Below are 22,908 nucleotides of genomic sequence, written 5' to 3' on the forward strand. Positions count from 1 at the left end.
TGTACACTCCTCATTGCCATTTTAATGATAAACATCCAGAATAAAAGTACTATCCTTAAATGTTATATCAATAAACTATTTTTCTCATATAATATATTTACCCATAAACCACATTTTTTAAAATTAAAAAGAGAATATATTTATAAAGAACATAGACTACAATGAGAGTTGCCCATATAATTTCAATAATTGATATGACATTGACTAAATTCGTAATTGTATCGTTTAAATTGAGATTTTGATTCACATTATATAGTGATGCTGCAGTTGTCACCCATGGGAACGTCAGCGCTGAAAAGGAGACTTTAAATCCTTCTTTCATGATTTTAGGTAAAAATATTAAAGTAAATAAAAATAACAATTGCGAAAGTACTAAAAATGCCGATACATAAGCAACTGAGTAACTTGAATGATTTAAAATATAACTATTTAAGCAAAGAGCTGCCGGTGCGCTCATAATAATTACCATTGGAAACTGTTCCTGATTATATGTTTGCCATGCTTTAGTAAATAATACATATCCAAGTATTAATATTAAAAATATTGAGCCAAGAATGATCGCTATGTTACCTATACTAGTATTGAACGCAGACGATGTTTCACCAATTACGCCTATTCCAACAAACATCACAAACCAACTCGTATTTGGCCAAGACTTATAATTTCTAAATGCGTAAAATCCAATAAATATTATGATAAAACTCATATGTAATAAAATAGATACATACCAAATAACATTTAAAATATATGTGCCCACTAAAAATTGAGTTTTAACAATAGACACCAATATCATTAACGTCATAGGTAGCGCTGGAAGAATAGCAAATGTATTTATATTTTTAAGTTCTTTTAAAAACATAGTCGGATAAACAATCCATTTTGAAGTGACAATTAAAAGTATTGCACAGGAAATAATAAAGAAAGACAAGCCAAATAACGTTAAGTTTAAATTATAAAATAAATTACTTAACGCCATCACACCTAAAGACAATCCACATATTGCGATTGGGGTTCTTTTCAACCCTGTTTTTAACATGTTCAATACCCTCTCATAGATAAATTCATAAAATTATATTTTACTATATCTTTATATAACTGTTTGCTAACATAGACAAACCAACGCACCTTTTACATCACAGTAAAAGGCGCATTATATTTATATTCTTTATACTATTTAAGATTATCTATATTAGCTTCTGCATCTATATTACTATAATATGGTTTAGATTTAATGCGTTCTTTATCACCTATTACATAAAACTCATTTTTAGCTCTTGTTACAGCTACGTTCAATAAATTTGGTTTTTCACATGACCAATTGACCGCTCCGTCTTGATTACTATCTGTACCTATTACAAAATAAACCTTCTTCGCTTCTTTACCTTGGAATGTATGGACAGTGCCAATTGATTTATCGATCCATTTTATAATTTTCTTTCTTTCATCATCTACACTGTTAACCAATCTATTTCTAGCAGAATTTTTAATTTGCCTTTGAACTTCTGTAAATGGAGAAATAACGAAAACACTTGGCTCATATTCTTTTTTCTCTTTTGCTTGTCTCCAATCATTTATAAGCAATTCTATTACTTTATCTCCTTGCTTTTTTACAAATTGTCTTTGAGAAGCATTACCTTTAATATCGTGCCATCCAGTTTTGCCTAGGTCAGTAATGTATTCAGGTAACACCATTTTATTATTATAAGCAATTTGGTTTGCGATGGTAAACATTGGGTTTAAGCATCTTCTATGTACCCATAGTGGTATACCTATCCAGTTCTTATTCTCTTCATCACCTTCTATTTCAGGTTTCCAATATCCATACTTATTAGCTAAATCAGCCACTGACTGTACTGAAGATTCTTTTGAAAGTAAATGTTCATGAATATTATATCCTTTTCTAATATTATCTATTAAATTAGATTCCATCGTAACGACAGGTTCTATTTGAATAGGATCTCCTACTGCAACTACTTTTTTAGAGCGGTATAGTGCGCCTACAGCTGCTTGCGGAATAGCTTGTCCCGCTTCATCTATAAATAAATAATCTATAAAATCTTTAGGAAGTCCTCTATACATGTTTGCAAAACTAGCAAATGTAGTACTTACAACCGGAAAGATGAGATGCATCACATTCCATGCATTCTTTACACGTTCCGGTGCAGAATCTAAATATGCATTACGATTTTTAAAGTCTTGCATAGCATAATAAACTGGGCCATTATTTGCAACTAACAATAATTTTTGGAGTTTCATTGCTTTTAAGAATAATAAGCCACGACGATAATGTAATTCCTTAGAATTCCATAAATTTTCTACTTGGCGTTTACCATAATTATTCTCATCCCAAAAATTAGAGTCCGGGAAGGTCACATCTGATTTTTCTTTATACTTATTAAATTCAGCCAATTTCACATTATAGTCTTTAATTCTTTCTTCATTGAACTTTAATTTTTTCTCATACCCTTTGATATCATTTTCAAGATTTTTTATATTGTTTTGTAACGTATTACTTTTTGTATGATAAGCTTTTTGTTCTTCTAATAACTTTATTTTCTCTTCTTTATATTTATTTTGACTATCATCTTCATTCGCATTAAATATTGATATCATTTTTTCAAATAATCCCTTTTGATTACTTGTTTGAATCATTTCATTAATGGTTTCAATTTGTTCTTTCCTATATTGTAGTTCTTTATTAGCATCCTCTAATTCAGCATTTTTATTAGATAACACTTCATCACTTTCTTTTAATTGCGCATTTATCTTTTCTATATCTACTTTTAAATCTTTTTCTTCCATTAATAATTGTTCATTCTCTTTATATTTACGATATGCTTCGATTGATAATTGTTTTAGTTCTTTGACTTTCTTTAATTCTTCATTAAATTCTTTCTTACATTCTTTCCATTTTACTGCAAGTTGACTGTTAATATCTTTATTTTCATCTTGAAGTAGTTTTACAAACGGCTTTTGCTTATTATCAGTTTCGGAATCACTATTAAGAATTTGTTGCATAACATTATTAATGTTTTTACTTTTACCAAATACACCTGAAAACAGACCCCAGGCAGGCTCTCCTATCAAGTTAGAAGCAACCGTACCAAAGCTTTTCAACTCATCTACTGCATTTTTATAGTCGGCCTCATATTGTGGATTGCTCGTTTTTTCAGGATTGCGAACGACTTCTTCCAGTTTAGGTAAATCTTTAGATATATTCTCTACAGCTCCATTATTGCTTGAAGTAACTACCATTTTAAATTTAGTAAATTCTTCTTTTAATACTTTGATAGTTTTAGAGTCAGTTTCATGTATTTTTACTGATTCAAAAGCATGCCAAGGAACATCTAATTTTGCGAAAGCTTTAGCTCTTTCAACTACTAAATGTGCAAAAATATCCTTTAATAACGTTGTTTTCCCTGTTCCAGGGGGACCATTTACTGAACTAATGTGTTCTTTACTGTTGGTAATACTATTTACAGCTAATTGTTGCATCAAATATAACTTATGTTCAATTTGGGATGGCCAACGACCGTCAGGTAAATATATTGGGTTTAAAAACTTATCAAAGATAGCTTTATTCTCATGAACTTCAGTTCTCTCTGAATCATCTATGCCTTCTATATAAGCTTTCAATGTCTCATTTGGATCTTTACGCGCTCTTTCTATATCAGTAATAAAGAAACTATTAAAATCAGGGTCTGGTGTGTCACTGTTCTTAACATATTCAATAGCAAAGTAATGTCTATGCATACCAGCATTTTCTGAAACTAGTACAGCAAAATAGTCTTGATAAGCCTCATCTAGTCGAACCAATTTCTTTTCATCAATCAGTTCATCTGCAATGATTTCATTAAACTTCTTTGCAAATTTATCTTTAGAATCATTAAAGCTTTCTTCGATATTAGCACTTTTGTCTTTTCTTATTTCCTTTAGTGCACTCATAATCATAGGGATATGTAGGCTATCTGAAATAACTTTACCCGTTTCATCTGTTTGGAAAGTATAACCATAACATTTAGTTTTATTCAGATTAAAAATTTCCTTGTCATCATCAAATATATTTCTAATTTCTTTATCAATCTCTTTAAACATAAAACAATTTCTATATAAACGGAAAATTCTTTTACCATTCTTTTTATCTTCTTCTGCAATTTTAAATCGTTCATCGTTCCATATATCATAATAACTCGCAAAAGATTGTAGACGCTTTTGCTTTTTACCATTTAGGAAATTGCTTTTTTGCATAGTGCTATCATCATCATACTTAACCTCGCCAGGATTTAAAGATTCAACAAGTAACCAAGCTGATAAAGTATTATTTACTAAACTGTCCATTTCATCTCATCCTAACTCACTAAAATTCACTCACCTACTATTTTAACAATATTCTGACAAAATTTCACAAAGCTAGAGGAAATAGTTTATAGGATAATCTTAACAATATAAACAACAGTTATTAACTATGTGTTTTAACATTACTCAACCCTAATTTTTCTCGTAATGTGCCTTCGTTATAGTCTGTTTGAACTAAGCCTCTTTCTTTTAATATCGGCACGACTTTATTAACGAATAATTCAAATTGTGTAGGGTTTAATGGAGGCATTATATTGAAGCCATCTGCTGCGCCACGTTTAAACCATTCTTCCATTCTATCGGCTACATCTTCGGGTGTTCCCACTATAATATGGTGACCTCTCGCACCGGCTACATGTTTCATTACATCTTCTAATGTTGAATTATTTCTCTTAGCTGTTTCTTTAATAAGGTCGACACGACTTTGTATATTGTTTCCTTTATCGACTTCAACATCTTCAAATGGCGTATTTAAGTCATAACCACTTAAATCTGTATCACCTAAATAAGAAGATAATAATTCTAATCCCATTTCTGGGTCGATTAAATCTTGTAATTCTTTATAGTTAGCTTGTGCTTCTTTGCGAGTTTCTCCGATAAACGGGAATATACCTGGCATAATAACAACTTCTTGCTCTGGGCCACGCTTTTCTTCAACTTGTCTTCTTAATTTTTGAGCAAAATTAATAGATGCATCGATATCATTTTGTGCAGTAAATATAACTTCTGCATGCTTTGACGCAAAATCAGTACCCTTTTTAGAAGAACCAGCTTGAACTAGTAAGGGATAACCTTGTGGTGATTGATCAATATTTAAAGGTCCTTTAACGCTATAAAAATCACCTTCATAATTAATTGGTTCAGGTTGTTGATTCTTTAAAAATTTACCTGCCTTATGAACGCTTTGAGAATCTACATCTCGCCAAGAGTTCCATAACTTTTTCGATATTTCTACAAATTCATTCGCTTGATCATACCTTAAATCATGATCAACATTATTTACGCCACTAAAATTTTTAGCAGTATCATTAATACCAGAGGTCACGATATTCCATCCCGCTCTACCATCGCTGTAATGATCTAATGAAGAAAAGATTCTAGATAAGTTAAATGGTTCTGAATATGTAGTGGACCCTGTAATAATAAGGCCAAGATGCTTTGTTTCCATAGCTATTATAGACATTAAAGAAATAGGTTCGAACATTGTAAACATATCTGGGTGTGTTTTCTTATCGACATATAGACTATCCGAAACAAATAGAAAATCAAACTTTGCTTGTTCTAAAGACTTTGCTTGTTCAATCGTTTTCTTTAAATTCATACCACCACGCTCTACTGACTCTGGATGTCTACTACTTGCAACATGATGACCAAAACCAGTTAAAAAATATCCTAATTTCATTCTTTTCATCTTTGACCCTCCATAATTTACTATTCCGATTGATTTAATATGATTTATGTTACCATTGTATTTTTATAGAGTCAATTTACATTTTTAAAATTTAATTATTGAAAAACAAAAAAATCCACCAACACTTGTGTTGGCGGATTTTTTAGCATATTTGTATTCAATTAATTTTTTCTTTTTAAGACCATCCGATTAATTGAGCGAATACTAATGAAATAATTGAAATTACACCCCATAGGATAAATAATGGGAAGAAGAACCGGATCCATTTTGTATAAGAAACGCCTGCGATTGCTAATGCTGCCATAAAGTAACCACTTGTTGGATAAAAGACATGTGTAAACCCATCACCAAGTTGGAAGGCTAAGACCGCAGTTTGTCTTGTAATACCTAACATATCTGCTAAAGGCGCCATAATTGGCATTGTCACCAATGCTTGGCCACTGCCTGATGAAATGATGAAATTAATCAGTACTTGCACGATATACATACCAACTACTGCAACTGTTGGCGTTGCACCATCTATTACTGAACCTAAACCATGTACAATACTATCCATAATTTTACCGTCTTCAAGTACTACAGCAATTGAACGTGCTAGTCCAACTATAATGGCTCCCATTAACACATCTTTAAACCCATCATTAAATGATTCACAAATTTCACGTGTGTTTAAGCCAGTCACTAGACCAACCACTATACCCATCATGATAAATAGACCTGACATTTCTACCATAAACCATCCTTGAGTAACGACACCATATACGAGAATTATAAAGAATAAAAGCACAACACCAATACCTATTTTTTGACGGCGCGTTGCAACTAATGGCTCATGTTTAGTAATTTCTTTGTACATTTTTCTTTTTTCAGTATCATCTTCATAAACTAAGCTGATTGATGGATCTTTTTTTACCTTTTTAGCATATTTCATAATAAATAGTACTGTCACTAAAAGTACAACTATAAAAATAACTAAACGTAATCCAATACCTGAAAAAGTAGGTATACCAGATAATTTTTGAGCTAAACCAGTATTGATTGGATTCAAGACCCCAACTGTAAAGCCAACTACCGTACCACATAAGGCAATGGATGTTGCTGTGATAGAATCATAACCTAACGCAATAACTAACGGTATAATGACCGGGATATAGACAAGTGACAGCTCTGCTGTACCTATCAACGTAGCTATAATTGCAAATACGGTTGTTAACACTGGAATGATTAAAATACTTTTATTTATAAATTGACGTGCAAGTTTATCTACCCCTATTTCAATAATGCCTGTACGTCTCAATACCATGAACATACCGCCAATAATTAAAGTGAAGAAGACTATTTCTCCTGCCTCAATTAGGCCACGAGGGATAATCGATATAAAATCAACCAAACCCACAGGTGAAGATGCTATGTAATGGAAAGAATCTGCATCAACCATCTCTCTACCTTCAGGGCCTTTAATACGTTTAAATTCACCTGAAGGTATTAAGTATGTAGAAATCGTTGCAATAACACCAAAAATAAATAAAATCACATAGATATGTGGCATACTAAACTTCTTGTTAGAACTCTGTTTCCTGTCTACTTTGTTATTTATCTTTACCAAATTGTATGACCCCTTTGCTTTACTAAATAAAACACCTTAATATTACCACGTAAAGGTAAGTTTACAATTATGCAAAGTAGACAACTTATAAAAATTTCTTGTAACATATGACAAAAAATCGAAATATTTACTTTTCTTGTTTTTCATTATACTGTTGGTTAGGTTTTTGAGCGTCTGGGTTCGAATATTTCTCTGGGTTATAATCGACGCCTTTATTATAGTTACCTGATGCATCCCATAGTAAAAACTCATCAATACCATGATCTTTTAATGCTTGAATTTGTGCAGTTACTTGTTCTTTATTGTAATCTATATAACGACCTTCACCTAAGTAAGACGCTGTAAAGTCTTGAAGCCATGGACGTGATTTAACTTTTTCACTGTCTACATCTTTAAGTGCTTCTTTTTCTTTATCTAGATAACTGTCTATCGTTTTATAAGGTTCTGTATCTGGATTTTCTAATCCAAAATCACCAGTACCCCAATGTGAGGGATAAACCATAGATGATATAACATCGACGTTTTCAGCTATTTTAGGAAAACTCTGTCCAATACCTGGTGTTTCTTTAACTGTAGCTGCGTAACCAAATACATCTGCGGATGTTTTAACGTCATATGATTTCAAATTTTTACGTGCTGTTTTTAAAAACTCTGTAATTGTATCTACACGTTGTTTGATATTATTTAAATCGCTACCTTTGTATTTACCATTAGAATATTGTAATTCCGCGTCTTTGTTTTCAAACCCTTCTGGGAAACGAACATAATCAAATTGTACTTCTTTAAATCCGGCTTTAGCAGCTTCTTTCGCTACTTCTATATTATAGTTCCATACATTATCATCAAACGGATTTATAAAGCTGTCTCCACCTTCATTTTCCCATACATTACCATCAGCCGTTTTAAACGACCAATCAGGTTTTTGATGAGCTAAATTAGAATCTTTAAATGTAACAACACGCGCGATTGGATAGATATCATTCTTTTCCATTTCTTTGATGATTTTTTTAACATCTACACTGTCTACTGTATTACTACTAATTAACTTATTATCACTTTTGAAGTCCATCGTAATATTACCTGAATCATCTTTAACATCGATAACCAATGCATTTAATTCTGTTTCGTTTATAAACTTAATCAATTCATCAAATTGTTCTCCACTTGCTGAATCTGGTGTCACGTAAATACCCTTCACACCATCTTTAGGATAATCAATATCACTATATGTATCTTTCTCTGATTCATTACTATCTTTCTTATCTTTACTACTAGTTTTCTTTTGTTCACTGCTATTCTTCTTCTCGTTGTTTGAATCAGTATCTTTATTACAAGCTGACATAACCAAGATAACTGCAAGCGCCACTGCTAAAAACTTCCATGATTTCATCATTTTCTCCCCTTATTTCTATATATTGATTTTGAAAAAGTTTCTAAACATTATATTATTCCACGCTTCGCATTTTACATATTTTTACTATTTTAAACAAGGTATATTTTATTCTTTACTTCTTAATGAATTGATAATCAAAACACTTTACTAAACGAAACAATGATATCTTTGTATGTATCTATTGAATCTATAACTGCATATTCTCCATCCCCGTGCCATGCATCACCGGATGGTCCAAATTCGATTGCTGGTACGTTGTATCTCGAGAAATACCTTGTGTCTGCAAATCCATGCTGACCAAATATAGGTACCTCTTGTAGTTGAGAATGTTCTTGAATTTCTTTGATTAGTTGCTGTATGTGGGGGTTTGTTGTTTCATTTAAGACTGCCGGACCTGTTAAATTAATCGTTATTTCTCCATCAGTGATGTTTTTGATTTGTTCTAGTATTTCGTCTTTATCTTGAGTAGGTAAATATCGTATATCGAACGAGATTGTACATGAGTCAGGTACTTTATTATAGACTTCTCCTCCATTGATTTTGGCCAAGTTTATTGACGGTGCTTCGTATATATCTGTTGATTCTTTAGCGAATGGTAAATTCATTATTTGATTATGAATTTGTAATGCTTTTTCTATCGCATTTTCTCCTTCCCATGGTCTACTTCCGTGTGCAGATTTACCAAACAGTTGGACATCAAATTGTAAGATGCCCTTTGCTTGGAAACCTATACCGAGTTGTGTAGGTTCCGCACATATTACAAAGTCTCCTAAATAACCTTGATCTGTTAAATATGCTGCACAGTTATTTCCTCCAATTTCTTCGTCGGTCACGAGTTGTAGTTGTACTTTCGTGTCATTTAATTCTGAGTGTTGAATTTCGCTCATCGCTACCATAAACGCTGCTACACCTGCTTTCATGTCTGCGGAACCTCTTCCATATATTTTTCCATCTTTGATAACTGGCTCGAACTGCCCTTCTTTACCACTTACGACATCTACATGTCCATTTAGCACAAGCGTTTTATTTCCATTCCCTATTGTACAAATCAGCATTTTATAGTCGTTGTTTGTTATAATTTCTGATTCAAGATTATGATTTTTTAACCATTTTTGGCAGTAATCGATTATTTCATTTGCTCCTTCTTTACTAGAACTATCGTAAGAAATTAATCTTTGTAATAGTTTTAATGTTTTACTCATGTAATCATCCCCTTATCATTTTGAGGAAAGTATAGTATATTGACAGAATATTGACAAGATTTAAAAATTTTAGTAAAGTTTAGTTGTATTAATACATCTTAAATATAAACTAACAACTTATTTTAAAGTGAATATATTAAGCAAAGGCGCTTATATCCCAACATTCCGTGTTGGGGATATAAGCGCCTTTTTGCATTTTAAGGGGGATATTTATGACACGAGATTTAAATTATAACTGGGTTAATGGTGAAAAAGTCACAACTGATGAGGTGATTTCAGTATTCAATCCTGCCAACAGTAACAACATTGGAGGTGTACCAAGTGTTTCTAAAGATACTGTCCAAGAAGCGATTAATTCTGCTGTTTCTTCTTTCGAAAAGTGGTCTAATTATACTGCTGAAACGAGACAATATTATTTAGAACAATGGGCGGTTAATTTATTAAACAAACAAGAAGAATTAGCACAAATTATGAGTGAAGAACAAGGTAAGCCATATGCCGAAGCTTTTGGAGAAATTGGCGTTTGCGCCAAATTTATACGTTGGTTCGGTGAAGAAGGTAAACGTATATATGGAGAAGTTATACCTCCATCTTCAGAAAATCAACGTATTTCAGTGATTAAACAGCCTGTTGGGGTTTGTGGTCTCATTACACCGTGGAATTTCCCAGGTGCAATGGTGGCACGTAAAGTAGCACCCGCCTTAGCTGCCGGATGTACTGTAATTGTTAAACCATCAAGTGAAACACCTAGGATAGCTATTGCAATCTTTGATGAATTAATGGCTACAGGAATAGATAAAGGTGTAGCTAATATTGTTACAGGTAGTTCTTCATTAATTTCAGATACTTTATTCGCAGATAAACGCGTTAAGAAAATATCGTTTACTGGTTCAACTCAAATTGGTAAGACTCTAATGAGTAAAGCATCCGATCAAGTTAAACGTATCTCGCTCGAACTCGGAGGGAACGCACCTGCAATTGTACTTCCTGATGCAGATTTAGATAATGCAGCAGATGCGATTGTTGATAATAAATTCGAAAACAGTGGTCAAATGTGTAACGGCATTAACGTCATTCTCGTACATAAAGACGTGAAACAAGAAATGACTGAAAAAATAATAGAACGCGTCAAGAAAATTAAAATCGGATCAGCTGATGAAGAAAATGTTCAAGTCGGACCTTTGATTAATAAAAAAGCTATAGATAAAGTAGAACAACTCGTTTCCGAAGCTCAAAAAGAAGGGGCATTTATAGAATTAGGTGGAAAGAAGGCCAATACAGGAGAATCTGAACTATTCTATCAACCTACTGTTATCAGTGGCGTTAGGGCTAACATGACAATTGCCCAAGAAGAAATATTCGGGCCAGTAGCACCTATTATATCGTTCGACAATGAAGATGAAGCAATAGATATTGCGAATGCTTCGCCATATGGACTTGCAGCTTATTTCTTCTCAAGCAATATCAATACAATTTATAAAATGAGTGAAAAACTCGAATTTGGCATGATTGGTGTTAACGGTACTCAATTAAGTGTCCCTCAAGCACCATTTGGAGGAATTAAAGAAAGCGGTATGGGTCGCGAAGGCAGTCACTACGGTTTAGACGGATTTTTAGAATTGAAGTATATTTCATTATCTTTACTTAAATCATAAGGGGGTTGTCATTTATGAATACTAATGGCAAAAAAGTAACTGGAGATATTACGAAAGATCAATTAATTGAATTAGTAAAATCTGAAGACATCGACACGATTATTATGGGATTTTGTGACATGCAGGGACGTTTGATGGGAAAACGTGTTACTGGCGAATTCATATTAGAAAATGATATTTCAGAGGGTACTCATTTCTGTAATTACCTATTAGGTACCAACTTCACAATGGATACAAATGAAAACTTTGAGTTCATGAATTGGGACAAAGGTTATGGTGACTATTTAGCAGTTCCTGATTTAAACACATTAAAAGTGATTCCTTGGCTAGAAAAAACAGCAATCGTATTCTGTGATGTATATACAGTGGATGGAAGTGAACCAATTTGTATAGCGCCACGGAACATACTTAAAAATCAAATTGAAAAAGCAGAAAAACTTGGATTTTCTCCACATATGGCAAGTGAACTTGAATTCTATCTTTTCAATCAATCATTTGCCGAAATTGACAAAAAAGGCTATGACAACTTAGAAACTGCCGGCCATTTAAATGAAGATTATAATTTATTACAAGGTAGTAAAAATGAACCTTTATATCAAAGAATAAGAAATCAAATGCATTTGATGGGTATACAAATTGAATCTTCAAAGGGTGAAGCTTATAAAGGTCAACATGAAATCAATTTGAAATATGCAGACGCTTTAAAAGCAGCTGATCAACACATTATGTTTAAACACGGCATGAAAGAAATATGTATTCAAAATGAGAAAGCTGTAACATTTATGGCTAAACCATATGAAGAATGGACTGGTTCGAGTGGTCATATTCATTTAAGTTTAATGGAAAAGGGAACAAAAAATAATGCTTTTTATGCCGGTGAAGACGCAGTTGATCCTAAATCAGAAACAATGCAGCACTTCTTAGCAGGAATTATCAAATATACGAAAGATTTTGCATTATTATTTGCCCCATACGTCAATTCTTATAAGCGATTCGCACCTAATACTTGGGCGCCTGTAAGCATTGCGTGGAGTAAAGATAATCGTTCAGCTGGATACCGCGTAGTCGGTGACGGTAATTCATTAAGGTTTGAATCTAGAATTTCAGGTGCAGATATGAACCCGTACTTAGCATATTCAGCTTTAATCGGTGCTGGTTTATACGGTATTGAACATAAAATTGAATTACCTGATGAATTAGTTGGAAATGCTTATGAACAAGAAGATATAGATCGCATACCATCTTCTTTACACGAAGCAATTTGGAATTGGAAGAACAGTGACGTAGTGAAAGAAGTTCTAGGTGAAGATGTTGCTAAACACTATTTAGAAGCTGCTAGATCCGAGCAAAATGAATTTGATTCATTCGTCACAACTTGGGAACGTTCACGATACTTTGAACAAAGTTAATGTTGATTTTAAGGAGGAATATATGATGAGACTCAAAGATAAAGTTTGTATAATTACTGGTGCAGGCGGTGGAATGGGAAAAGTAGCTGCTGAAACATTTGCTAAAGAAGGCGGTAAAATAGCTGTTTTTGAAAGAGATGAAAAAGCAGGGCAAGCAACAGTAGATTCTATTCATAATAATGGTGGAGAAGCTTCATTATTTGTAGTAGATATTTCAAATGAAGAAAATGTTAAAAGTGCGGTAGCTGAAACAATAACAACATACGGAAGAATAGACGTTCTCTATAATAATGCTGGTGTAATGCCAGAAGCAGATAATTCTGTAGTAAATACAGAAGAAAGTGTATGGGATTTAGTCATGAATATTAACGTTAAAGGTATATTCTTTATGACGAAGTATGTCATTCCAGAAATGGAGAAAAACAGTTCTGGATCAATCATAAATATTGCTTCATTCGTCGCTCAAATGGGTTGTTCAGTACCACAAGATGCTTATACCGCTTCTAAAGGCGCTGTAGTAGCCTTAACAAAATCATTAGCAATACAATTCCGTCCTAAAGGCATTCGTACAAATGCGATTAGCCCTGGGCCAATTGAAACGCCATTGTTAATGGAGTGGCTTGTATCAGATGAAGAAGCTAAGAAAGTACGATTAGACAGACAACCCGCAGGCAGATTTGGTAAGCCTGAAGACATTGTAAATTGCGCTTTATATTTAGCATCAGATGAGTCTAATTGGACAAATGGAGCTAACATTAATGTAGATGGTGGTATAACTTCTAATTACTTCTAAGTATTATGAAATAACAGCAAAAACGCCCAACACTTTAATCAAGTGTTGGGCGCTTACTATTTTTAAAATTTATCTTCTAAGTATTCTTTCTCACCTATAATTCCCATTTTTCTATCCAGTTTTTCTAACTTTTTCGCTTTCGGTATACATAAGATATAAGCAAATATGATAGCTATTATCCCTCCACTCAATTTCCCAATTAGCACTGCGGGTATTAATGTAGGCTGAAAATTAGCTGAGTATGATAAATGGTCACCTAATAAGAACGCTGCACATACACCAAATGCTATGTTCAACACTTTATCTTTAGGTGGCATATCTCTTACCAACTTTAGCATAGCTAGTATATTAGCTATAGTAGCAATAAATCCTGCGCTACCTACTTCACTCAGTCCAACTTTATTACCTATTCGATGTAAGCTACTAGAGAAATATTTACGAATTAGGTATACCATAGGGAATGCACCAGAAAGCATAATTGCAATGTTACCTGCATTCTCCAATGCTCGGAAATTATCTTTTTTATCAGCCATAATTGGATCAAACCCCCAACCACCAAATACGTTTGTAAATAAACCTGTAAATATTTCTACTACCGAGAACACAAATACTAATTTAATACATGCATCTAATATTCTTCCGAAGAAAATAAATAACTTTATCATAATATCTGAGAAGAAGTATAATCCTATTGCTGTAACAACTACAAAGATAATAAGTGGCAGTAAATTCGTAAATATTGTAGTCATACTTATTTGAAACAAATGCGTTGGGTCACTAGTTGTATCAATCGTAGTTCTTATTTTCGTATTGCTAAATAGAATTATTACCGTGGAAATAAATACACCGAACGGTATTGCTAACAAACCAGATAATATACCTAAAGCCATATATTTATGATCTCGTTTATCAAGCATTGGCAAACCAAGTGGTATTGTAAACACTATTGTTGCCCCTGCCATCAGCCCAACAATCATCGCCATTATCCAACCTTCGTAGCTCGCCTTTAATACATCTGCCAGTTGATATCCTCCCATATCCGTAGCAAGTATAGAAGTAGCTGCAATTGCAGGATCTGCACCTATCTTATCAAACATAGGTCCAAAAAATTTCTCAATAAACTTTGAAATGAATGGAATAGATGCCATAATTCCTGCTGAATTTGCAAAAATTGGACCAATTGTATATATCCCTTCCATAAACTCTTTACCAATACCTTCGTTTGCATTTCGAATTGCACCAAACGCACCTAATACTGCACATAACATAATAATATAAATAATAATTGTACCTATATGCTCCATATTAAATCCTCCTTATTTTAAATCTAAAAATGCAAAAAGGTGCCTATTTGATTAATTCAAATAAGCACCTTTGCTTGGTTGTATTCACTTTTAACATATTACCCTAATTCATTGATAATCTCTGTAGCTTCTATTTCAATTGCGATTTGCTTATCCATACTCTTTCGCCGAAGTTTTTGATAAGCCGCTTCTTCTGATAAATTCAGTTGCTCCATCAGAAGACCTTTTGCTTTTTCAACAAGTTTACGATTATTCATTTGTTTTTTCGTATTATCCACTTCTATTCTTAGTTGATTCAAGCTGTTAGATTGCGACAGTGCAATTTCAACAGCTGGCAACAGTTGCGCTTCTGAAATTGGTTTTACAATATATCCTACAATATTAGTTTGTTTAGCTTCTTCTACGTATTCACAATGACTATAAGCAGTTAGTATTAATATTGGAATATCATATTTCTTTGAAATGATTTTACTAGCTTTCAGACCATTTAATTTCGGCATTTTAATATCCATAATGACTAAATCAGGCCGAAATTTATCAACCAACTCTAACGCTTTTTCTCCGTTACCGGCTTCCGCTACTACCTCGTATTGAGCTTCTTTAAGCATTTCTATGATATCCATCCTAACGATAGATTCATCTTCAACAACTATAATTGATGTCAATTCAATCATCCCCTTTGTATTGAAATTGAACGCGTGCTAAAGTGCCGATATTATTACGCTTAATACTAAATGTGCCTTCTAAATCATTTTCCGTAATAGTTTTTACAATTTTCAGTCCAAAAGAATGGATAAATTCGCTTTCTGTTATACCTGTATCTTGAACTTCAAGAATATGCGATTGGTTCTGTTGGTCGTACCTTAAATGTACATCAATCTTTCCATCAGTCTGATAATTAAATGCATGGTTTAAACAATTTGTAATAAGTTCATTTGCGATGAGTGCCACTGATACAGCTATATTTGATACAAGATGAATTTGACCTTCAGTCTTATAATCTATATGTATAACTTTATCTGAAGTCTCATTATAGACAATCATATTTCCTATCTTCTTAACTAGTTTATCAATATTGACTAAATCCGTTGATGATTCATCTAGGATGACTTCATAGACAGAAGCAATACTCATGATTCTATTCAAACTTTCTTGAAAATATTGTTCACTACCATCTGGCAATCCCCTTCTCATTTGTAATCTCAATATACTCGCTACAGTTTGAAGATTATTTTTAACACGATGATGAATTTCACCAATTGCAGCAGATTTGGAAATCAATTCTCGTTCTTTTTCCTTTAAATCCGTTATGTCTTTCATAAGAATAAGATGACCTGTCACACCCCCATCTTCAAGTAATTGAATACATTTAATTTGAAAATAATGATTATGAAGTTCTTTTTCTTCAATTGTAATAATTCGACCATCTGTTAACATACTTTCGACCGTTGGAAAGAGTTCTACAAAACACAAACCAGTTTCACACTTAGTTCCCTTAATATCACTTATCATTTTCTCTCCAGTTAGATTGAAATAACGTATATTCAAATCATTATCCAACTCAAAAAAACTTTCTTCAATCATATCTGGGAAAAAAACCTCATTGTTTTTTGAACGAGAAACAATGTTACTCAACGTACTAGTTGCTTGAGTTAATGCTTTCAAACGATTTTCCTTCATTACTTTACTACTTATATCTTTCTCCATAATCAGTGTGCCAATAATTTCTTCTCCCAACATAATCGGTGTTACACTCTGTTCAACCACTTTACCTTCTTGTGTAACAGCCTTATATTGAGAAAAATCTTTACCCCTTAATACTTCAAAAACGGCTGGTTCAAACTTCTCATAAACATTCTCACCAATAACTGATGTTTGATATAAACTCTTCACATTTTTAGGAATTGCTTCAGCAACAACAACCACTTCATCCTTATTGTCAGTCGGACAATCAATAAATACATTTGCACAGTTGAGATCAGCAACCATTTGAAGTTGATTTGAAAGATTAATAATCTTATTATAAGCTTCTTCCGACAAAGATGTAAGCGCTTTACTAACTAAGTTGATGTTCTCAATAATATACCATCCCCTATGATAATTGTATGAATATTTCGAATATTTTTATATTACTATTATGAAATCGAATTAAAAATATGTCAATTCAAAACTTAGTATAGTAAAAACTCCCAACGGCTTTATTAAAAAGTCATTAGGAGTTTTTGAATGTTGGATTTCATTTTACAGATTCAATAAATGTCACTTTATCGATAGCATTTGCTTGTTCTAACTGTAATTCTAAATATTTATCGAATATATCATTATTTTGAGTAACTTCTTCTAACCTAGTAATGAGCGTATGAGGATACTCTACATCAAACAGATTAATTGGTGCTGTTACTACGTTATTGTGCGCAGTTGCTTCATAACCTAAAATTAATAATTTGTAGTCAAATGCTGCTCTAACTGCATCTAATATTTCATTGCCTTTATTAATGTCTAAATAAATATCACACTTTTCATAAAGGGCTTTAAATTCACTCTTTTTAGCATTTGGATATAATTTAACATTAGTATGTTTATTGAAGTCTAGTAAATTCTTAGACATCTCAGTCATTGCCGCAATATGAAAATCTAAATGTGGTTGTGCTTGTACAATTTCCTTTAAATGTGGTATTTGGTCTGAATTTGTCAGTATCAACACCTGGTTAGAATGGTTATTAGATTTCAGGAAGTTATATACATATCCAGATTTCCGGATACGATTTTTCCATTTATCACTAATGGATTCTTTAACTTTTTCGTAAGCTCTATTACCCGGCACAATAATGCTGAAGGATCTACGTTCTTTAGACAATATATTTTCCATATGACGAATAACATCACTCGTAATATCTCCTTGCCAATATAAATAGTCATTACTAGAAGCATTTAAACCATTCATCACTGCAGCAGGAATAGAAAATGAATTGATTAAAAATTGTTCTGATTCTAAACCTGCAACTTGAATATAAAAGTTAACAAATTGTATTTTCGAATGAAAGAAGTATTCTTTATCTTTCCAATTCAAAATAACGTCATTTGTAATGAAGTTCTCAACTATAAACACTTCACCTTTAGCGTTAAAGTAACGTTTTAATATTCTTCTATGGGTATTAGGGTCCAATAATACTTGAGCATACCTGTATCCATATTTATTATAATAATCGATATACTGAGTATGACCTTGGTTGTTTAACCACTCAATTCGCTCTACTATTCTGTGCTTATAATTCTTTTTATAAATAATTCTAGCTTTAATTTCACCTGTATCTTTAATTACTGCCTCATTATTATTACCTTCAATCATCCAAAATTCTGGTGTTTTTACTTGGTTAAAAAATAATGGTTTAATAGGCATTTTTTCATTATTTGCAAAGTATTCATACGGTGTTTTAACATCTTCCGGAAGAAAACCATCTGCTTCAATAACGATTGTTTGTCTCTTTATATTAGAAAACTTAAACGAATTATATAGGACAATCGTTTGTTTATCAAAAGCTTCAAATAAATTAATCATAAAGCACCTCTTCAATTAAATCATTCCACTGTTTTTTTACAGAACTTTGTGTAAATTGTTCTGCGATTTTATAAGAAGCTTCATGGAAATAATTTGTGTCATTTTCAAAAAATTGAATTATAGCTTCAGCAATTTTTTTCACTATTATAGACTCAGATTCCACGTTCAGTTTAATTGGTATGAGATATCCATTTTTTTGATCGTCAATAAAGGTCGGATTACCGTAATTGACATCAAAACCAATAAGACCTAATCCTGAACCTATCGCTTCCATCAATGTTAATCCAAATCCTTCACTCGTTGATCCTGATAAAAATAACTCATAATTCTCATATACTTGATTTAAATTCACATGCCCATGTAATGCGATATAACTTTCGGCATTATTTTCACTAATGAGATTTTTCAACACCTGTTTTTGTGATCCTTCTCCATATATATCAAATGTTATTTCAGGTATTTTCTGCTTTGCAACTGCTACTGCCTTAATTAACCAATCCACGTGTTTTTCAAGTGCTAACCTTGAAGCTGTAATAATAGAATAAGATTTTCTGTTTAATGGTTGTGGTAAACTTTTTAAATTACCTACAGGGATTGTATATATTTTAGGCTTGATATGATTATACTTCTCCATTTGGTGTGCCAAAAGTTTATTTTGAATATCCGTTGCCGTGATAAAGAAATCTACTTTCTGAGCATTGGTGAATACATATTCATAGTGGTTATTCCAAAGTATATAATCTTCATTCGATGTTGAGGCATTGTAGTGTTCTGCATGAATCACTACACCTAATTTAGCCTGGTTTTTATTTTCTAACATAACTTGGCCGACATCTTTTGAACGATCCAATAAAATTATATCATTCTGTGATAACTGAAGCTTTTTCATAAAATATGCAATAAAGCTTTGCTTGGAATATAGTATTTTTTCTTTAAATACAAACATACTGTCATCATCATTTATATATTCACTGTATGCCGTAGAACCATCTTCATTATAAAAGACTCTCATATATAATTTAGCCATATTGTCTTCAGGTGCATAATATTCTGAAAAAATACGAACATAGGAATAATAATCTTTTCGTAGTAATTTACCTCTTGATATATATTCAACTCTATCCACAATATCGCTATCTTCATCTTTTAAATGACAAACGATATAGTTGCTGTTTTTGTTATAGAAATACTTTTTAATTTTTCCTTCATCTTCTGTTTTTGTTATATCATCGTTAAGTGATTGAATAACCTCTTCTAACTTAACACTCGAAGGCGCAATTTTGATATCTGTGAAAAATTGATATAACCATACTACTTCATCATCATTAAATCCTAAATTTTTTGTTAGCGTCTGTATATTTTCAGTTTTTATAAATTCTAAAAACACGAACTTTAATTTTTCTTCTCTTTCCCTTAAAGCTTGAGCTCTGTATAGCTGCGCATACTCTACACCACTACTAGCCCATCCAATACTATAGTTCATGCTATATATCGTCATTAATTACACCTCAATAACTAAAGTTTAAACCACAATTTCACCTATCAAATAAACAATTTTACTATGCTAAAAATCATTATCGCCAATATAATAAACTTACCAAAGAATTTAAAAGTCAGAAATTCTTTTTTCGTATTTTGTTGAATTGTTTCAGCATCATATTCATTTAATTCTTCTTCAATTTGTTTATTAATTTCATCTAGTTCTTCTGTTTCTTTTATATTTTCACTCATATATCACACTTCCTATAACTATAGAGATTTTTATTTACTTAGTATAACAAAATAAGCCAAGGAGAATATCCTCAGCTGTATTTTGTATTGATATTCAAATCAAATTCTATTAATTATTATCTGTTTCTTTTTTACGACTTCTTCTAAATAATGCCAATCCACCTAATCCAAGGAGGCCTGCTAATAACCCATTTTTCGTTGCCTCATCACCCGTATCTGGTAACTCTGAAGCTTTGTCTTTATCATTTTGGTTCGCTTCATTATCAGAATCTGAATCCATTGGTGATTCTTGTTCACTTAATGATTCTGATTCGCTTAACGATTCACTCTCACTCATTGACTCTGACTCACTTAATGATTCACTTGCACTCAACGATTCCGACTCGCTTAATGATTCACTCTCACTCAATGACTCTAACTCACTTAATGATTCTGATTCACTTAACGATTCGCTTTCACTCAATGACTCTGACTCACTTAATGATTCACTCTCACTCAATGACTCCGATTCGCTTAATGACTCCGATTCACTTTGTGATTCGCTGGCACTCAATGATTCCGACTCGCTTAACGATTCACTCGTGCTCAACGATTCTGACTCACTTAATGATTCGCTTGTGCTCAACGACTCTGATTCACTTAATGACTCACTCTCACTTAATGATTCCGACTCGCTTAACGATTCGCTTTCACTCAATGACTCTGACTCGCTTAACGACTCACTTGTACTGATCGATTCCGATTCACTTAACGATTCGCTTTCACTCAATGATTCTGATTCACTTAATGATTCGCTCGTGCTCAATGACTCTGACTCGCTTAACGACTCACTTGTACTGATCGATTCCGACTCACTTAGAGATTCACTTGTACTTAATGATTCTGACTCGCTTAATGATTCGCTGGCACTTAATGATTCTGACTCGCTTAATGATTCACTTGCGCTCAATGACTCTGACTCACTTAATGACTCACTTGTACTAATCGATTCCGATTCACTTTGTGATTCGCTGGCACTCAATGATTCTGACTCACTTAATGATTCGCTTGTGCTCAACGACTCTGATTCACTTAACGACTCACTCTCACTCAATGACTCCGACTCACTTAATGATTCACTTTCGCTCAACGACTCTGATTCACTTAGAGATTCACTTGTACTTAATGATTCTGACTCACTTAGAGATTCACTTGTACTTAATGATTCTGACTCGCTTAGAGATTCACTTGCGCTCAATGACTCTGACTCACTTAGTGATTCACTTGTACTGATCGATTCCGATTCACTTTGTGATTCGCTGGCACTCAATGATTCTGACTCACTTAACGATTCACTCGCGCTCAATGATTCCGACTCACTTAGTGATTCACTTGTACTTAATGATTCTGACTCGCTTAATGATTCTGACTCACTTAGTGATTCACTTGTACTTAATGATTCTGACTCGCTTAATGACTCGCTTGCACTGATCGATTCCGATTCACTTAATGATTCGCTGGCACTCAATGATTCCGACTCACTTAATGACTCTGACTCGCTTAGTGATTCACTTTCACTTAACGACTCTGACTCACTTAACGACTCACTTGCACTTAATGATTCTGACTCGCTTAATGATTCACTTGCGCTCAATGACTCTGACTCACTTAATGACTCACTCTCACTCAATGATTCTGACTCACTTAATGACTCACTCTCACTCAATGATTCTGACTCGCTTAATGATTCACTTGCACTCAATGACTCTGACTCACTTAGAGATTCTGATTCACTTAACGATTCGCTGGCACTCATTGATTCCGACTCACTTAGAGATTCACTTGCGCTCAATGACTCTGACTCGCTTAGTGATTCACTTGTACTTAATGATTCTGATTCACTTAACGACTCACTTGTACTGATCGATTCCGATTCACTTTGTGATTCGCTGGCACTCAATGACTCCGACTCACTTAGTGATTCACTTGTACTTAATGATTCTGACTCGCTTAATGATTCACTTGCGCTCAATGACTCTGACTCACTTAGAGATTCACTTGCACTCAATGACTCTGATTCACTTAACGATTCTGACTCACTTAGAGATTCGCTGGCACTCAATGACTCCGACTCACTTAATGATTCTGATTCACTCAATGACTCACTCTCACTTAATGATTCCGACTCGCTTAATGATTCACTCGTGCTCAACGATTCTGACTCACTTAATGATTCGCTTGTGCTCAACGACTCTGATTCACTTAATGACTCACTCTCACTTAATGATTCCGACTCGCTTAACGATTCGCTTTCACTCAATGACTCTGACTCGCTTAACGACTCACTTGTACTGATCGATTCCGATTCACTTAACGATTCGCTTTCACTCAATGATTCTGATTCACTTAACGACTCACTCGCGCTCAATGATTCTGATTCACTTAATGATTCGCTCGTGCTCAATGACTCTGACTCGCTTAACGACTCACTTGTACTGATCGATTCCGAC

General features: G+C 33.2%; 16 protein-coding genes. 3 read left to right on the top strand and 13 right to left on the bottom strand.

Annotation, left to right across the window (positions count from 1 at the left end):
• Window positions 1-97: 97 nt before the first annotated feature.
• From ACO6VN_RS11510 to ACO6VN_RS11535, 6 genes are all read right to left on the bottom strand, one after another.
• Window positions 98-1,036, bottom strand: a complete 939-nt coding sequence (locus ACO6VN_RS11510; RefSeq protein WP_194200292.1) for a TDT family transporter — start codon at window positions 1,034-1,036, stop codon at window positions 98-100.
• Between the two features lie 134 nt (window positions 1,037-1,170).
• Window positions 1,171-4,338, bottom strand: coding sequence for a DEAD/DEAH box helicase (locus ACO6VN_RS11515; RefSeq protein ID WP_194200291.1), 3,168 nt, complete (start codon window positions 4,336-4,338; stop codon window positions 1,171-1,173).
• 121 nt (window positions 4,339-4,459) lie between these two features.
• Window positions 4,460-5,767: an LLM class flavin-dependent oxidoreductase gene (locus ACO6VN_RS11520; RefSeq protein ID WP_016999808.1), complete on the bottom strand. Its 1,308-nt coding sequence runs from the start codon at window positions 5,765-5,767 to the stop codon at window positions 4,460-4,462.
• 175 nt (window positions 5,768-5,942) lie between these two features.
• Entirely contained in the window at window positions 5,943-7,316 is a 1,374-nt protein-coding gene (locus tag ACO6VN_RS11525) for a YfcC family protein (protein ID WP_147640593.1), read from the bottom strand.
• A gap of 184 nt (window positions 7,317-7,500) precedes the next feature.
• A complete protein-coding gene (locus ACO6VN_RS11530) occupies window positions 7,501-8,763 on the bottom strand; it encodes a putative glycoside hydrolase (protein WP_194200290.1) in 1,263 nt (420 codons plus the stop codon).
• 137 nt (window positions 8,764-8,900) lie between these two features.
• Window positions 8,901-9,968, bottom strand: a complete 1,068-nt coding sequence (locus tag ACO6VN_RS11535) for a M20 family metallopeptidase (protein WP_216683470.1) — start codon at window positions 9,966-9,968, stop codon at window positions 8,901-8,903.
• 212 nt (window positions 9,969-10,180) lie between these two features.
• On the opposite strand from ACO6VN_RS11535, the gene ACO6VN_RS11540 reads away from it, so the two are divergent.
• The 3 genes from ACO6VN_RS11540 to ACO6VN_RS11550 are packed head-to-tail and all read left to right on the top strand — an operon-like array spanning window position 10,181 to window position 13,825.
• The gene (locus ACO6VN_RS11540) at window positions 10,181-11,623 is read left to right on the top strand and encodes an NAD-dependent succinate-semialdehyde dehydrogenase (protein WP_216683469.1); all 1,443 of its coding nucleotides are present in this window, start codon (window positions 10,181-10,183) and stop codon (window positions 11,621-11,623) included.
• Between the two features lie 14 nt (window positions 11,624-11,637).
• Entirely contained in the window at window positions 11,638-13,032 is a 1,395-nt protein-coding gene (locus ACO6VN_RS11545) for a glutamine synthetase family protein (RefSeq protein ID WP_016999804.1), read from the top strand.
• Window positions 13,033-13,057: 25 nt separating this feature from the next.
• The gene (locus ACO6VN_RS11550) at window positions 13,058-13,825 is read left to right on the top strand and encodes an SDR family NAD(P)-dependent oxidoreductase (protein ID WP_016999803.1); all 768 of its coding nucleotides are present in this window, start codon (window positions 13,058-13,060) and stop codon (window positions 13,823-13,825) included.
• Between the two features lie 62 nt (window positions 13,826-13,887).
• Here the strand turns inward: ACO6VN_RS11550 and eutH are convergent, their stop codons facing one another.
• The 7 genes from eutH to ACO6VN_RS11585 form a co-directional block, all read right to left on the bottom strand.
• Window positions 13,888-15,129: an ethanolamine utilization protein EutH gene (gene eutH, locus ACO6VN_RS11555; protein WP_016999802.1), complete on the bottom strand. Its 1,242-nt coding sequence runs from the start codon at window positions 15,127-15,129 to the stop codon at window positions 13,888-13,890.
• A gap of 98 nt (window positions 15,130-15,227) precedes the next feature.
• Window positions 15,228-15,794 (bottom strand): ANTAR domain-containing response regulator, encoded by a 567-nt coding sequence (locus ACO6VN_RS11560; RefSeq protein WP_016999801.1) that lies wholly within the window; start codon window positions 15,792-15,794, stop codon window positions 15,228-15,230.
• Between the two features lies 1 nt (window position 15,795).
• Complete coding sequence (locus ACO6VN_RS11565) at window positions 15,796-17,211, bottom strand: histidine kinase N-terminal domain-containing protein (protein ID WP_422404705.1); 1,416 nt, start codon at window positions 17,209-17,211, stop codon at window positions 15,796-15,798.
• A 154-nt stretch (window positions 17,212-17,365) separates the two neighbouring features.
• Window positions 17,366-18,688 carry an accessory Sec system glycosylation chaperone GtfB gene (gene gtfB / locus ACO6VN_RS11570; RefSeq protein WP_194200285.1) on the bottom strand — a complete coding sequence of 441 codons (1,323 nt, stop codon included), beginning with the start codon at window positions 18,686-18,688 and terminating at the stop codon, window positions 17,366-17,368.
• The gene (gtfA, locus tag ACO6VN_RS11575; RefSeq protein ID WP_194200284.1) at window positions 18,681-20,186 is read right to left on the bottom strand and encodes an accessory Sec system glycosyltransferase GtfA; all 1,506 of its coding nucleotides are present in this window, start codon (window positions 20,184-20,186) and stop codon (window positions 18,681-18,683) included. The genes gtfB and gtfA overlap by 8 nt, the downstream gene beginning before the upstream one ends.
• Window positions 20,187-20,230: 44 nt before the next feature.
• Window positions 20,231-20,419: a hypothetical protein gene (locus ACO6VN_RS11580; protein ID WP_064205183.1), complete on the bottom strand. Its 189-nt coding sequence runs from the start codon at window positions 20,417-20,419 to the stop codon at window positions 20,231-20,233.
• A 109-nt stretch (window positions 20,420-20,528) separates the two neighbouring features.
• Window positions 20,529-22,908: LPXTG cell wall anchor domain-containing protein (locus ACO6VN_RS11585; RefSeq protein ID WP_422404702.1), on the bottom strand; the 2,380-nt coding region annotated here is incomplete at its 5' end.

The sequence above is a fragment of the Mammaliicoccus sp. JADD-157 genome, assembly GCF_049310805.1.
GTDB lineage: Bacteria > Bacillota > Bacilli > Staphylococcales > Staphylococcaceae > Mammaliicoccus > Mammaliicoccus lentus.